Annotated in this window: 9 protein-coding genes; 1 reads left to right on the top strand and 8 read right to left on the bottom strand. The window is 60.8% G+C overall.

Going from position 1 to position 15,343, the window contains the following annotated elements; all coding sequences use genetic code 11:
- Positions 1–31 precede the first annotated feature (31 nt).
- From J4E63_RS10565 to J4E63_RS10540, 6 genes are all read right to left on the bottom strand, one after another.
- Positions 32–4,849, bottom strand: a complete 4,818-nt coding sequence (locus J4E63_RS10565) for a non-ribosomal peptide synthetase (RefSeq protein WP_207281900.1) — start codon at positions 4,847–4,849, stop codon at positions 32–34.
- 70 nt (positions 4,850–4,919) lie between these two features.
- Positions 4,920–5,873: a TauD/TfdA family dioxygenase gene (locus J4E63_RS10560; protein WP_404943330.1), complete on the bottom strand. Its 954-nt coding sequence runs from the start codon at positions 5,871–5,873 to the stop codon at positions 4,920–4,922.
- Between the two features lie 155 nt (positions 5,874–6,028).
- On the bottom strand, positions 6,029–6,979 hold the full coding sequence (locus tag J4E63_RS10555; RefSeq protein ID WP_310650700.1) for an ABC transporter substrate-binding protein: 951 nt from the start codon (positions 6,977–6,979) through the stop codon (positions 6,029–6,031).
- A 40-nt stretch (positions 6,980–7,019) separates the two neighbouring features.
- Positions 7,020–8,069 carry an iron ABC transporter permease gene (locus J4E63_RS10550; RefSeq protein ID WP_207281898.1) on the bottom strand — a complete coding sequence of 350 codons (1,050 nt, stop codon included), beginning with the start codon at positions 8,067–8,069 and terminating at the stop codon, positions 7,020–7,022.
- Positions 8,066–9,049 carry an iron ABC transporter permease gene (locus tag J4E63_RS10545; RefSeq protein WP_106272111.1) on the bottom strand — a complete coding sequence of 328 codons (984 nt, stop codon included), beginning with the start codon at positions 9,047–9,049 and terminating at the stop codon, positions 8,066–8,068. The genes J4E63_RS10550 and J4E63_RS10545 overlap by 4 nt, the downstream gene beginning before the upstream one ends.
- Positions 9,046–9,849, bottom strand: a complete 804-nt coding sequence (locus tag J4E63_RS10540; RefSeq protein ID WP_207281897.1) for an ABC transporter ATP-binding protein — start codon at positions 9,847–9,849, stop codon at positions 9,046–9,048. Before J4E63_RS10540 ends, J4E63_RS10545 begins: the two co-directional genes overlap by 4 nt.
- Before the next feature lie 292 nt (positions 9,850–10,141).
- On the opposite strand from J4E63_RS10540, the gene J4E63_RS10535 reads away from it, so the two are divergent.
- Complete coding sequence (locus J4E63_RS10535; RefSeq protein ID WP_207281896.1) at positions 10,142–12,352, top strand: TonB-dependent siderophore receptor; 2,211 nt, start codon at positions 10,142–10,144, stop codon at positions 12,350–12,352.
- 141 nt (positions 12,353–12,493) lie between these two features.
- On the opposite strand, the gene J4E63_RS10530 is transcribed toward J4E63_RS10535, so the two are convergent.
- Positions 12,494–14,428 carry an FUSC family protein gene (locus J4E63_RS10530; protein WP_207281895.1) on the bottom strand — a complete coding sequence of 645 codons (1,935 nt, stop codon included), beginning with the start codon at positions 14,426–14,428 and terminating at the stop codon, positions 12,494–12,496.
- Positions 14,428–15,336 carry an HlyD family secretion protein gene (locus J4E63_RS10525; RefSeq protein ID WP_207281894.1) on the bottom strand — a complete coding sequence of 303 codons (909 nt, stop codon included), beginning with the start codon at positions 15,334–15,336 and terminating at the stop codon, positions 14,428–14,430. Before J4E63_RS10525 ends, J4E63_RS10530 begins: the two co-directional genes overlap by 1 nt.
- Between the last annotated feature and the right edge of the window lie 7 nt (positions 15,337–15,343).

Below are 15,343 nucleotides of genomic sequence, written 5' to 3'. Positions count from 1 at the left end.
CGAACCTGTATGTATGGGGACGCAGGGTTAATCACTGCTCGAGTTGTTCGAGCAGCCCCAGGAATTCATCGTCGGACAAGCCGGAGTCAGCGAAGTCCGAAGCCGTGGCGCGACCCACCGTGGGCGCCAGGCAGTGCTCCAGCAAGGCAGCGATGCGCTGCTGGAACTGCTGGGCCAAATCGCCGACCAACGCGGGCTCGTGGATCTGCGGGTCGTAGCGCCATTCGATGTGCAGCCGCCCTTCGTTCACCAGCGCGGTGACATCCAGCAGATGCGTGCGGCGGGTGCTGTCGGCGCGCATGCCTGGGCAGATCGGCCGGGCCAATCGCCACAGACTGGAGGCCTCGAGCCACTGGTCAACGCGCCCCAGGTAGTTGAAGGTCAACAGCGAGGCCGCTCCCAGGCCGTTGGCCGGGTCGAGGCGCAGCAGTCCATAACCCAGGCCCTGTTCAGGCAGGCGGCGCAGGGCCTCCTTGGCCGCGATGATCGAGTGCTCAGGGTCCCATGAGGTGTCGATGGCCAACGGGTAGCGGCTGGTGTGCCAACCGATCGAACGGGACAGATCGGGACCTTGCTCCCAGCCGCTGCGACCGTGGCTTTCCAGTTCCAGGGTGACTCGTTCGCGTCCCTGCCACTGTCCAATGGTCCCGGCCAAGGCCGCCACCAACAGGTCCTGGACTTGAGTGCCGTAGGCCGCGTGGCAATCGCCCAACAACAACCGGGTCTGCTCGACCGACAGTTGCGCCTCCAGCGTCCGGCTCTCACCGTACACACTGACCTGTTCAGGCACGCTGCCCTCAGCGGCCAGTTGGTCGCGCCAGTAATCCACCTGGGCCAGCACCTCAGGTTCACCACGGTGGCGCTGCAAAGCCTCGCTCCACACATGGAAACCTGCCGTGACGGCGGGCAACACCACGTCCGGTTGCACATACAGGCTTTCCAGCTCGTGCAGCAGAACCTGCCAGGACACCGCATCGACCAACAGGTGATGGGCCGTGCAGAGCAACTCCCGGCTTTGAGTGAAATACACCCAGCGGATCAAGGGCGCCTGGGCCAGGTTCCAGCCCTGCTGCGAACGTTGCAGCAGGGTTTCGGTCAAGGGTTCTTCCTCCACCCGGAACAGCGCGTTGACCTGGTCCTGGGAATAACCTTGATAACGTTGCTGCCAGCCTTGCGAGGACGCTTCAAAGGTCAGGCGCAAGCTGGCATGACGCTCCAGCAACACGGCCAGGGCCCGGCTAAACCGTTCCTGATCCAATGGCTCGTCCAGGGCCAGTAACAATGACTGGTTCCAGTGTTCGGCCAAGTTCTGTCGCTGGGCAAAAAACCAATCCTGGATGGGGGTCAAGGCAAACGCCGCGGTGGGCTCGGGCGCGTCGCTGGCGGGCCGCTCATTCGCCGCGCCAAGGTCCACCGCCTGCTCGGCCCAACCACGCACGGTGGGAGATTCGAAGATCTGTTTGGGTTTGAGCTGCAGGCCCTGTTGTTTGGCCCGGGCAATGATCTGCAAGCTCAGAATCGAGTCGCCGCCGACCGCGAAGAAATTGTCATCGACTCGCAGGTCCGGGTTATTGAGAATCTCCCGGGCGATGTCGAGCAGGCGCCGTTCGACGGTGCGCTGTGGGGTCTGCACCACACGGGCCAAGGCCCGCACATTTTGCTCGGCAAACAGTTGCTTGGGCGTCATCAGAATCTGTTGCTGACGCGCCAGGGCGATGATTTGCAAGCCGAGAATGGAATCGCCGCCCAAGGCGAAGAAGTTGTCATCGGGCCCCACCTCGGGGTTGCCAAGCATCGTCCGCCAGATGTCCAGCAACGCGGCTTCCACGGCGCTCAAGGGCTGTTCGTTCGACTGCCCTGCCCCATGGGATGGCGCCGCCGCTTGCTCAGCCAGGCGCAACAACACCTGACGATCGACCTTGCCGTTGGGCAACAAGGCAAAGGCGTTGAGACAATGCCATTGCGCCGGTTGCATGTAATCCGGCAATTGCAGTTGCAAGGCGGCCTGGATCTCGGCCAGCACGGCCGGCGGCGCAACCAGGAAGGCGACCAGTCGATTGCCCGACAACGGCGTGGGGCAGTTCAGCACCCTGACGTCGCTGACCTGCGGCATGGCGCGCAATTGTGCCGCGACCTCGGCGGGTTCTACCCGGTAGCCCCTGATCTTGACCTGCTCATCGAGGCGACCGAGAAACTCCATCTGCCCCTGGTGATTGAGCCGTACCCGGTCACCGCTGCGATAACCGTGCTCACCAAAGCGTGCATGGTCGGCGTCGCTGGCACTGAGATAACCCAGCGCCACCGTCGCTCCCTGGATGTACAGTTCACCGCTGACGCCTGCTGGCAACAGGGCACCGTCAGGGCCACGCACGCTGACCTGGACATTGGCCAGTGGCCGTCCCAACGGTGCTGCGCCACTGGCATCGACCTCATGGGTCAACACCCCGACAGTGGTTTCGCTGGGGCCATAGTGGTTGACGATGCGCAAATCGGCTTTCAACCCGCGCAAGCGTGTCACCAGGTCGTGAGTCAGGGCTTCGCCGCCGACAACCAGGCATTGCCGTGGCAACAACCGCTGCGGGTCCTTGGCGATCAACAAGGCGTTGAGGTGCGACGGCACGATTTTCAGCAGATCAACGGGTTGGCGCGCCAGTACAGCAGCCAGTTCTTCGGCGTCGAAGGCCAAGTCCTCGGCCAGCAGGCGCAGACAGCGGCCGCTCAGCAGTGCGCCGAACAGGGCGGTATGCCCCAGGTCCGTCGCACAACTGGCCAGGCTGGCCAGGCTCGCATCGGCCGGCAGGCCCAGGCGTTCAAGGCAGCCGGTCACGTAATGAATCAGGTTGCCCTGGCTGACTTTCACGCCCTTGGGCCGGCCACTGGAGCCCGAGGTGTACACCACGTAAGCGGCAAGATCGGCCGCCAGGGGCGCGCGCAAAGGTGATTCACTGAACAAGGGGGCAGGCGGCAACGCCAACCACCGGACCTGCTCGGGCAGCCATTCGGGACGCTCGCCCTCACTGATCCACACCTTGGGCATGGCGTCCTGACAGATGTCCTGCAAACGGGACGACGGCCACTGCGGATCCAGCGCCAGGTAGGTCGCGCCGCACTGCCACGTGGCGAGCATGTGCATCACCAGCTCACGACTGCGCGGCAGGCACAAGGCGATGCGCTCGCCGGCAAGGCTCGAGTTCTCCTGCAAACGTTCGCCACGGGCGACCACGGCACGCCCCAGTTCGGCATAGCTGAGCGTACCCTGCTCATCCTGAAGGGCAATCGACTGGGGGTTGAGCCCACACTGTTCAGTGAACGCCTGCCAGGCGTTGCTCACGGCAACCGGCACATCCTCCCCTTTCAGGAAGGACTGCTGCTCGGGCGCCAACCAATCGAGTTCGGCAAACGGCACCTGGGGCTGTTCGATCGCCGCAAGGGCCAGGGCGACGAACTGGTCCCGATAGCGTTCGATCGTTTCATGGCGATACAACGCCTTGCTGTAACGCCACCGGCAAAGAAATCCTTCTTCTTCGTCGATGATCACCATGTTCAACTCGTGGGCCGCGCCTCGCTGCTCCGAGAGCAAGCGGTCGACGTACTGCTCGAACGGCGCGATGCGTTCCTTGTTCAGCGTGAACATGTGCTGGAACAGCGGCGCCCTGCCCGCCTGGCGCGGTAGATCCAACTGTTTGACCAGGCGCGAGAACGGATAATGGCGGTGCTGCAGGGCCTGCTTGACGGTGGCGTCTACCTGCCTTGCCCACTCGCCGCTGGACAGATCCCGACGCAGACGGCAGCGGATGGGCAGCGGGTTGACCAAGTACCCCGGCAGGTTGACGTGTTCGCGCCGCAAGCGCCAACCACTGGGCGTTCCCAGGACGAAGTCGTCCTGGCCCGAGAGTACGCCGAGAAATTGCTGGAACAGCGAGAACCACAGCACATACGGTGTCACCCCCCACTCTCGGGCAACGGCGCGAAACCGTGCCGTCGTGGACGGATCGAAGCGCACCGACAATTCCCCACCCTTGAATGCCTGGGTGCTGCCATAGGGGAAATCCGTGGGTAGCTCCAGGGCCGGGGCTTCGGCCAGCTGTGCCTGCCACCATGCCAGCTCCACCGGCTCGGCCGCTTCGCTACGAATATGCAAGTCACTGCAGTAGTCGCGATAGGCGTCGGGATTCACGGCGGGCAGCAGCTGATCGTTGATCAATGCGAACAGCTCATTGAGCACAATGTAGAACGTGGCCAGATCAGCCGCGATGTGATGGATCACCAGCAGCACGGTGTGCTCGACATGGCCGTCGCGTGCGTTGCTCAACAGGACGACCCGGCTGACGTCGCCGTCTTCCAATTTGAAGGGACGATCGGCCGACTCAGTGATACGTTGCTGCAACGTCTCTGCATCCGCGTCTTGCAATGCCACACACTGCAACGGTTGGACACGCTCGCGATGACTCCACTGCAGCAACTCACCGTTGCGCTCGGCGTAGGGCGTGCACAACAACGGATAGCGCTGTTGCACCGTCGTCCAGGCGTCTTGCAGGCGCTGGGGCAAGTCCTGGGTAACGAAGCGTGGCTTGATCCGTCCGGCATAGGCAATGTTGTAGGCGCAGCTGTCAGGCTCCAGGCGCTGAAGAAACCAGAGGGCCTGTTCGTTATCCGTCAGTGGCCGGGCATCGAAATAGTCGGGGTGCCGTTGCAGCCATTGCTGCACTTCGGCTTCCCTTGCGTGAAGCTGGGCACTGAGCTCTTCATCCAGCGTGCCTGGCGATCCGTGCGTAACGATTACGCCACCTTCGGCCATCGATAGGCGAATTCCACGCAACCAGCAGCGATGCATCAGGCGATCGAGCATTTGATGTCCTTCATTGTGCTTGTTCGAAACAGGCCGCCCATTGCGGCGGCCTTCTGAAAGGCGGAGGCGATCAGCTTGCCGAGGCAGGCTCCGCCATGGCGACCACGACCTTGCGCGCTCCCTGGAAGGTGGAGCGACCGTGAGCGACCAGCATGTTGTCGAGCATCAACACATCACCCGCCTGCCAGGGAAAGGTCACCTGACAGCGCTGCAGCACTTGGCGGATGTGCTCCAGCGCTTCCAGTTCAATCGGCGAGCCGTCGCCATAAAACACGTTACGCGGCACGCCCTGCTCCCCGACGATGGAGATCAAGGTCTCGCGTACCGGCGCTGCAAGATTGGAGATATGGAACAGGTGCGCTTGATTGAACCACACCCAATCCCCGGTCACCGGGTGCTGGGCCACGGCCTGGCAGACCTGGCGAGTGGAAAGCTCACCGTCGTCCTTCCACTGGAATTCGATGTTGCTGGCACGGCAGAAGCGCTCGACCTGCGAACGGTCCTCGGTGCTGAAAGCCTGTTGCCAGGGCAAGTCCAAGCCATTGCCATAATTGCGCACATACATCAGGCGCTTCTCGGCAAAGCGCTGACGGATAGCGGGGTCGATTTGTCGGTAAACAAGGCGGCTATCGGCAATGGGTGTTTCACCGCCGACCGGCGCGGCCTGCACACAATGAAACCAGATCTTCATCGGCCAATTCAGCGAATAGGACTGCTCGTTGTGCAGCGGGATGACCTGATGGGCCGGGTACTCGGTGGAGGTGTATACCCGGTTGTTGAGCTTGGTGCGCGGGGTGGAGGCATAGTCGTAGGTCAGCAACTCATGACCGAAGCTGCGGGCAAACGCCTCGAAGTCCGCTTCACCCTTGAACGCGAAACCGCGGAACAAGATACCACCGGCACGAGGCAACTCGGACTCCACTGCCTGCAGGATCTGCGCCTGGCTGGCTTGCCAGGCATCGCCGACAATCGGAGCCTGGAAAATGAACGGCAGGTTCTGCTCGTTACCCGGTACATCATCCATGGATTGAACCTGTGCACGCACCAAACCGCTTTCCATAAAAGCCCTCCCGCCATTCCAATCAGCGTATTTTTCGAGAGCACAAACTAATACAAACGACTAACAATCGCAATAGAGAATCATTGTCATTAGTATCGTTTGTATCGCAAATGGTACGTTCATTTGCCTTGCAGCACGCTCTCCCGCTCAGCGACATGGGACATCAGCAAATAGGCAGAACCCAGCAGCCCCTGCATCGTATCGGCATAGCGGCTGCGATTGAGGTACAAGAACTGGCGATTCTTCACTGCAAACAGATTCTGCCACTGGGGAGACTGGCGAAACGCCGCTGTGCTGGCTTCTGAGTCGAGCAGTTCTTCATAGGTATCGATAATGAAATCACTGTCGAAGTCTCCGATTCGTTCCAGGCTGTAAGGCACGTTCTGCCGTGCCTCGCGGTACGCGGCGACACGCCCCAGGCCAAAATCGGCAATGACGTCGTCCATGCCGCCGCGGCCGATCAGTTGAAAGCCATCGCTGTAGACTTCCAACGTCGTGACGGTAATGCGCGAAGGATCTTTCACACGCTTCTTGAACTCACTGACGACCCATTGATACTCGTTGAGCATCTCTTCATAGCGCTGCTGCTTGCCAACCAGCTCGGCGAGCTCCTTGGCGTAGGTCTTGATGTCGCTTTCCCGGGCAGGCAGCAGCACGACCGGGGCGATCTTGCTGAGCTTTTCCTTGATGTCGGCGTGATACGACAACCCCACGATCAAGTCAGGCTTCAAGGCCGCGATAGCCTCCAGGTCGGGTGACTGGTGCGAGCCGATGTACTGGATACCCGCCACATTGAATCGCTCCTGGGTTCCACGAAACAGCACATCCGAGAACAACTTCTTTCTCCCCGTCGAACCACAAGGCTTGACCCCCAGCTCGAGCAATTGGGCCGTCAGACTGAAGTCATGCAAAGACACGATGCAGTGCGGGGCTACGGGAACCTCGACTCGACCAAAACTGTTCTCGAACACCTTGGTTTCAGCGGCGCCGGCCTGTGCTGCCAGCAACGCCAACGGCACGCACAGCATGCCGGCCACACCTCGAAAAAAACCCTTTACCCGTTCCCGCACGCGTTTACCTCCAGACAATTCAATGAACATCGCCGTGTTTTCAGCGACTGCGCTGACGCGCCAACAAAACAATCAGATAAGGCGCGCCGATGATTGCGACAACCAGCCCCGCAGGCAACTGCAAAGGCGGGAAAAGCCCCCTCCCCAGGGTGTCGCCGGCCAGCACCAACAGTGCGCCCACCAACGCCGACAAGGGGATCAACGCGCCATGACGGTCACCTGCCATTTGTCGCGCCAGGTGCGGCGCCACCAGCCCGACAAAGGTCATGGTGCCCACATTGGCCACCGCGGCCGCCGTTAACATGACACTGCACAGCAGCAAGGAAATCATGACCCCTGTGACATTCAGACCGCGGCTGAGGGCGACTTTTTCGCCCAACTGCAACAGGTTCAACTGGCGATGACAAAACAGCAACGGCCCCCCCGCCAGCACCAGCCAAACGCCCAGGCTATGGACCTGGGCCCAGCCGGCCCGATGCAGACTGCCGCCAAGCCACATCAGGGCCGACTCTACCTGATCGATGTTGCCGTACGTGATCAGCAGGTCGGCCACCGCACTGAGCATGGCGGTAAGCCCCACGCCCACCAGGATCAGGCGCAACGGCGAGATACCCTGGCGCCAGGACAGCAGCGCGACGAAGAAAGCCACCGCCAACCCGCCGGCGAGCGCCGCCAATGGATAGAACTCCAGGGGAAGAAGCGTCGGCCAGAGCACGATGATCAGCAACATGGTGACGCTCGCGCCCGACTCCACGCCCACCAGGCCCGGCGCTGCCAGGGGGTTACGTGTCAACGACTGCATCAACAGACCGGCCAGGGACATGGCGGCGCCAGCCAGGATCGCCAGCAAGACACGGGGCAACCGCAGTTCCCAGAGCAGATTGCGCGTCGTCGAACTGACCTGCTCAGGCGCCAGCAACGCTTGCCATGCCTGGGCAACGTCCAATGAGTAACTGCCGACGGTCAATGCATACAACGCTAATGCAATAACGGCAGCCACCAGCACCAGCACCGAGATCAAGTCGATTGGTCGCGCCACCCAGGGCAGCAACGGATAGGTCCGGGGCAAGGTCAATCCAGCTCGCATCATCGGACCTTCCTCAATACCAGCACGACAAAAATGGGGCCGCCGATCAGAGCGGTCACGATGCCGGTGTTGAGCTCGAATGGGCGCACCACGGTCCTCGCCGCGATATCCGCCAGAATCAGCAGCAACGCCCCCAGCAAAGGGGCGGCCAATAACAGGCGGCGGTAGTCATCACCAAACAACAACCGCGCCGCATGCGGCACCACCAGGCCGACGAACCCAATGGGCCCGGCCAAGGCCACTGCGCCCCCGGACAGCAGCACCACCGAGGCCAGGCCGAGCACACGCATCTTCAACAGGTTGACGCCCATGCCGGCCGCCGCCTGCGGACCAAGACGATGAGCATTCAATGCGCGAACGTTCACCAGACACAGGCACATGCCCAGCAGGACGTAGGGCCAGACCCAGGCCTGCATCGAGCCTCCGGTCACGCCGATGGAGCCGGTCAGCCAGCGACGCAGACTGTCGAGCCCCTGCTGATCGAGCAGCAGCAGGATCGAGGTAATCGCACTGAACAGCGCCGCGATCATCGCCCCGGACAATGTCAGTCGAATCGGATTGTGCCCCCGCCCCGCCAACATCAGGACACCGATGGAGGCCACCAATGCGCCCGCGAACGCAAACAAGGGAATCATCGACATATCGTTGCCCGGCACTACCAGCAAGCCGAACACGACGAACAACGCCGCACCGCTGTTGATACCGAGAATGCCCGGATCGGCCAGCGGGTTATCGCCCACCGCCTGCATGATCACCCCGGCGAGCCCCAGGCTGGCGCCTACCAGCATCGCGACCAGCAGGCGTGGCAAGCGGCTGCCACGAATGACACTCTGGTCGGGATTGCCCGGCGCATAGGCGACCAAGGCCTGCCAAGCCTCCTGCCAGGGTATGTCCTTTGCGCCGACGGCCAGATGAAGCAGCGCCGTCAGGGCAATCGCCACCAACAAACCCAACCAGACCGGCAATCGCAAACCGTGATTCACATCGCCTCCCGCACGGCCAGCGGCTGGCTTCGATTGGTCTGGGGCACGCACAACGGATCACCGGAATAAGGGTCGGTGATGATGTGCGCATCCAGATCGAACACTGCCTTGAGATTTTCCCGCGTGAAAACCTTGGCCGGCGCGCCCTCAGCGAGCAAACGCCCCGCACGCATCATTACCAGATGGTCGGCATAACGCGCGGCCTGGTTCAGATCGTGAAGGACCGCCACGATGGTTTTGCCTTGGTCACGCAGATCCACCAGCAATTCAAGCAGCGTGATCTGATGGGCAATGTCGAGAAACGTCGTTGGCTCATCCAGCAGAATCACCGGGGTATCCTGGGCCAGGGTCATGGCGATCCAGCAGCGCTGCAACTGTCCACCCGACAAGGTGGCCAGCGAACGATCCAGCAAAGGACCGATACCCGCCAGGTCAATGGCGCGGTCAATGGCCTGTTGATCCTGCTCCGACCATTGGCGCCACCAGCTCTGCCAGGGAAAGCGGCCCTGCATCACCAGCTCTCGCACACTCATGCCGGCAGGCGATGTGGTGCGCTGGGGTAACAACGCCATTTGTTGTGCCAGCGCTCGACGCGAATGTTGCCCCAAGGGTTTGCCCGACAGCTGCACGCTGCCAGCGCTCGGTCGCAGCATGTGTGCCAGCACGTTCAATAACGTGGTCTTGCCGCAGCCATTGGCCCCGATCAACGCGGTGAAACAACCTTCAGGAATATCCAGGCTGACACCATTGAGAATCTGCTGTTCGCCATAGCTCAGCCGCACATCGGTGGCTTTCAGCATGACTGTCCCTCCATGCCCAAAAAGGCCTGACCGAATGGGTTATCGAGGACGCCCCCGCGGCATTTTTCGTCCTGTGACACGACAGGTACTCAGCCAGGGGGGCCATTAAGTGGGCGACAGGATATGTCGAAACTAAAATAATTGCCTACAAGCCTGACAATACTAATGCAAACCCTTATCATTTACAGCTAACATATGGCCAGTAGACACCTACCCTGAAGGTCTGCCTGGTAGAACAGAATCAGGGCATACAGCTCCCCAAGAGCACAATGTAAACTCAAGGACTTCCTCGATGCTCGGAAAAAAAACAACAGTTGGCACCGAAAAACATTACGGCGCACGTCATCCAGCCTTTCACTTGAGCACCCTTGCGCTGGCTTTGGGGAGCATTTTTTCAGCACAGGCGATTGCCGCACAGGATGGCTCCGACAAGGGCACAGCGGTTCAACTGGGCGAAATCAACATCAATGCCGCCGCCGTTGAAAACCCGACAGCCCCGCTCACCGGCAAAGTCGCCTTGCGCAATACCAGTGCCACCAAAACCAACGCGGCTATTACTGAAACCCCACAGTCGTTGTCCGTGGTGACCGCCGATGAAATGCGCGATCGCAAATCGGACACCATGGCTGACGCCCTGAGCTATACACCGGGTTTCACCAGCCAGCCAAGCAGCTTCAACCGCACGTCCGACCGGTTCCGCATTCGTGGTTTCGACGTGGAGTCCGCCACCGGCGGCTCGCTGCGCGACGGCCTGCGCCTGCAAAACAACTCCTACGACGGCGTCCAGGAACCCTACGGCATGGAGCGCGTGGAAGTGATTCGCGGCGCGGCCTCGGTCCTGTACGGGCAGCTTTCACCAGGTGGCTTCGTCAACGGCGTCAGCAAGCGCCCGACCGAGACACCGCTGCACGAGTTGGGCCTGCAATATGGCAATCACGATCGCAAGCAACTGACCGCGGACTTCAGCGGCCCCCTGGGCGACAGCGAGACCCTCAGCTATCGCCTGACCATGCTCCAGCGTGACAGTGACACCCAACAGGACTACATCAACGACGACAAGACCTACATCGCCCCGGCCCTGACCTGGCGCCCCAACGATGATACGTCGCTGACCTTGCTGTCCTTCTATCAAAAAAGTGACACCCGCTTCTCCGCCCCTCTGCCTTACCAACTCGTCAAGGGGGTCGGCAACGGGCCGTTCACCATCGGCCGCCACGATTTCATCGGCGAGCCTGACTACGACGACATGAATGGCGAGATGTCCGCCATCGGTTACGAGTTCGAACACCGTTTCGATGAGCACACCCGCATCAGCAACAAACTGCGTTACTACGAAGCGGATGTGAAATGGAAATACCTGCAGGCCCAGACCAGTGCCGCGGCCATCAATGCCGCCGCTACCACGGGTATCCTGCGCCGGCAGTACAGCGATCGCCGTGAACGCTCCAGGGCCCTGGCCAGCGACACCAATGTCGAAACGCGCTGGAACATCGGGGGTGTGGAGAACACTTTCCTGGTGGGTGCCGATACCTACGATGCCTCGTACGATTCGCATAACTTCCGGGCCAACACGTCTTCCATCAATATCGGTGACTACAACTACGGACAACCGGTGGTTGTGAACAAAGATCCAAGTCGTGATCGCGGTTCGCAGATCGACACCCTGCAGACAGGCATCTACCTGCAAGACCAGATCAAGTTCGACGACCACTGGTTGCTGTTGCTCGGTGGCCGACATGACTGGGCCGACCAGGATCAAAGAGGTTTTGCCACGGGCCAGAAGCTCGACCAGGACAACGAAGCCACCACCTGGCGTGCGGGCCTTGTGTACCAGGCGGATAACGGCTTGGCGCCGTACATCAGCTACAGCGAATCATTCTTTCCTGTCGCGGTATCCGAAGCACCTGGCCAGACCTTCGATCCCACCGAAGGCAAGCAGTACGAAATCGGCATTCGCTACCAACCCCCAGGCAGCAACACGCTGTTGAGTGCGGCGGTTTATGAACTGACCCAAGAAAACGTATTGAAGTTTGACCTCGGCGGCAATGCCTCACAAATTGGCGAACAACGCTCCCGCGGCCTGGAACTGGAAGCCAAGACGGACATCACGCCTCAACTGAGTGTCATTGCGACTTACGCCTACACCGATGCACGCATTACCAAAAGTGCGATCCAGAGCGAAGTGGGCCAGCGCAGCGAAGATACGCCGTACCATCAAGCCGCCGTATGGGCAGACTACAACTTCGCCCTGCTCGGCTTGCCGCAGTTGAAGGTCGGTGGCGGTGCTCGCTATAAGGGAACGACCCAGGCCTCGGGTATCGATTCGCAGATGCCGGCCTATACCCTGTTCGATGCCATGGCCAGCTATCAGATCGACAAGAACTGGGACGTTGCCCTCAACGCAAACAACGTGACCAACAAAAAGTACACCTACTGTGAATTTGCCATCTGCCGCTACGGTGACGAGCGCGAGTTGGTGACCTCCGTTAACTTCAGGTGGTAAGGATTCATCCAGCCTTGGATTAGTGCACTGAAATCGCGGAATGAAAAAAGAGGCCAAGGCCTCTTTTTTCATTTACTGCGCGCGTTCCGCCTTCCGATTGCGGTTCTGACTCAATAAAGGGGAACGCGCAACGTTCGCGTATTACTCCAACAGCCAAGCCAAATCCTGGTAACAGATCGCTAGATGATGTGCCCCGAGTCTGCTCATCGACCTTGATGTGCGCCGGGCCTGGGCAGCACCGATCGCCGGATGATAAGCATATCGAGCGATCCGCCGGGCGCCGGTTTGTGCGCATTGGGCGACGGGCGATTCAGGATCGATACCGCTCGCGTTACGCTGTAGCCGACTCAATTGTTTACTTAGTTGCAGCGACAAATAACCCGCTTGGTAATCCTGCGGGCTATCAGCGCCAAGCAAACTTTTCAACGCGACTAGCCGGGATTGTTGTTTCGCTTGCCATTTTGGGTGATTGATATTGCCTCCACGGCGAAGTAGCCGGCGTGTGTCCTTGTGGAGCGAGTGTTTCAATGCCCGAACATGTTTAGCGGGATCCTTCGGCAAGACCTGGAACGCTAATAGACAGACAAGCATTGCAACGATCCAGGCCAGCGCTTGGTTGGCGAAATCGACGAAATTGTAGGAGGCGGTATCGCCGGTACTCACCAAGGTATTGAACCCGATCAGGTAGGCAATCCCTTGCAGGGCGTAGCGCGGTTGGCTCGTCGCATGAATCCCGAACGACCAGAACGCAGCCAGTAACAGGAATAACAACGGGAAGCCATTGATCTGTGGCATCAGCAGGAATTTGCACAGTGCTGCCGCCAAAATGGCGTAGAACGTGCCCCGAATAAAGCTGGCGAGGCCTTGGACAGGCGCGGGAGCCGGCGCCAGCAGTGTGCAGCAAGGGCCCAGAACCGCCAGTAGCGCGGGCCCTTGATCCCAACCGCTGAGATACCAGACCGCACCCGCGGCCAACGTGGCGAGCAGCGCCCTGATGCCGTTTCGCGCCGCATCAGTGTAATTGCGCGGATACACCACGGTACGTACCTGCTCGCGGCGAGCGTGGTCGAGGCTGGCGAAGTTCAGCAAGGCCTCGCCCAGATCCGTCAGTTGTTCGTCCAAGCGTTCGCTGAGCAACCGCGAGGGGTGGTTTGAGTCAGCGAAATCATTCGCCAGGCTACGCAGCTGCCCCACCGTATCGGCGGCGGCGAGAAAGTCGCAGCGGCTATCGCTCATCCGTTCACCCAGTTGCCGCAACGCCGTGCTTATCCGCGCGAGCAACGTGGGGTCGATCCCGGGGTATGGATCGTCGCTGTGCACATCGAGTACAGCGGATTGCAAATGCGCCAGGCCCGCCTGAATCACCAACTGCCGAGAGCGAATCCGCGACGATTCGCCCCGCCCTATTCCCAATTGGTCGTCCACCTTGCCGATATCCATGGCGAGCTGGTGGCGTTGCGTCGCCAGCTCCGCGGACTGCTCGCCTGAGAGCCTCGCGGCGAGCAACCGGGCACTGCGGACGCAGACATCGACCAGCGAGTTTCGAAGCTTCTTCTCCATCGTCTTGGAGCTGAACAGCGTTACCACCAGGCTCAAGCTCAGCACCCCGAGCGCTACCGCCGTGCCGCGCGTGATGATGTGATCGAAGGCCTGTTCAGGCGCGACGATGGCAGGCCCCAATGCCAGGCAGACCGTATAACCCGCCACCACTGCCGCCGTAGCTTGGTAATGGCGCAAGACGCTCATTGCACTGACGCACAGGCCCAGCCACATACCGATACCGAGTATGAACAGCAGCATCTGTTGAGCGAACAACCCTGTCAGCACGAAAGCCGCGACCAGGCCTACCAGGGTTCCCAACATCCGGTAGAAGCCTTTTCCCAGCACCGCCCCTTGAATGGGCTGCACCAGCAGCAACACAGTGGATGCCCCCGAGAACGGCGATTCCAGATGCAGTTGGAAGCCGAGCCACAGCGCCAGCCCCGCCGCCAAGACACTGCGCATCACGTAGAAGAAACTGACGGGTGTCCAGGGCAAGGGGATGAGCGCGAACAGACGTGTCGCCAGGCGAGTCATCACATGAACGCCTGCAGCCATTGGGTGAGTCGCCAGCGCGGCGCGGCGTTCGGCTGCGTCACTTCGACACTGGCGGTCATGCCCGCCGCCAACTCCACCCCGTCCGGGACCCTGTCCAACTCGATGCGCACGGGTACGCGCTGTGCCAACCGAATCCAACTGAAGGTCGGGCTCACCTGAGGCAAACCGCTGTCGTTGCGCAATTCATTGGCATCGGCGATTCCCCTGCCCATGCTTGCCACATGCCCTTCCAGCAGCGGGGCAAACCCCATCAGCTTGATCGACACCGGCGCGCCGATACGCACACCGGGCAGCTTGGTCTCTTCAAAATAACCCGTGATCCAGAAACTATGGCCATCGACCACGAATAGGTTGGTATGGCCAGCCTCCGCGTAGTCACCAGGCTGCAGCCGCAGTTGAGTGACATAGCCGTCCACCGGCGAACGTATCGTCGTGCGGTCCAGGTCGAGCTGCGCATGGGCTAACTGGCTGCGTGCCGCGTCCAGGCGCGCTTGGGCCACAGCCAAGTCACGCGCCGCGTTGTCAATCTCTTCCCGGGCGATGGCGTCGGCCAATTGGGATCGCCGCTTCAATTGTGCACTGCGCTGCTCGAACACACTGTGCGCTTCAGCGAACTGCGCCGCACGCTGTTGCAGGACCAATCGATAAGCACGCGCATCGATGCGATACAGCAAATCGCCCTTGGCGACCCATTGGTTGTCACTGACCAGCAACTGATCGATTTGGCCGGAAACCTCTGGTGCGATACGGATGACCTGCGCGCTCACCCGTCCGTCCCGCGTCCAGGGCGCCAAGACATAAGCCCGCCAAAGTTGCAGACAGAACACCAGGGCCAGCACGCCAAGTCCCAGGGTGGCGGCAGGTTTGAGGATTTTGACGATAGACATGACCGGC

The sequence above is a fragment of the Pseudomonas sp. FW300-N2F2 genome, from assembly GCF_017351655.1.
Taxonomy (GTDB): Bacteria; Pseudomonadota; Gammaproteobacteria; order Pseudomonadales; family Pseudomonadaceae; genus Aquipseudomonas; species Aquipseudomonas fluorescens_AA.
The sequence above is the reverse complement of the archived record's forward strand: the minus strand, read 5'-3'. Positions and strand labels throughout refer to the sequence as shown.

Excerpts from the sequence above, each read along its gene's own strand:
- J4E63_RS10525 (WP_207281894.1), bottom strand. The coding sequence starts at position 15,336 with ATGTCTATCGTCAAAATCCTCAAACCTGCCGCCACCCTGGGACTTGGC.
- J4E63_RS10565 (WP_207281900.1), bottom strand. The coding sequence starts at position 4,849 with ATGCTCGATCGCCTGATGCATCGCTGCTGGTTGCGTGGAATTCGCCTA.
- J4E63_RS10535 (WP_207281896.1), top strand. The coding sequence starts at position 10,142 with ATGCTCGGAAAAAAAACAACAGTTGGCACCGAAAAACATTACGGCGCA.
- J4E63_RS10560 (WP_404943330.1), bottom strand. The coding sequence starts at position 5,873 with ATGGATGATGTACCGGGTAACGAGCAGAACCTGCCGTTCATTTTCCAG.
- J4E63_RS10550 (WP_207281898.1), bottom strand. The coding sequence starts at position 8,069 with ATGATGCGAGCTGGATTGACCTTGCCCCGGACCTATCCGTTGCTGCCC.
- J4E63_RS10540 (WP_207281897.1), bottom strand. The coding sequence starts at position 9,849 with ATGCTGAAAGCCACCGATGTGCGGCTGAGCTATGGCGAACAGCAGATT.
- J4E63_RS10530 (WP_207281895.1), bottom strand. The coding sequence starts at position 14,428 with ATGACTCGCCTGGCGACACGTCTGTTCGCGCTCATCCCCTTGCCCTGG.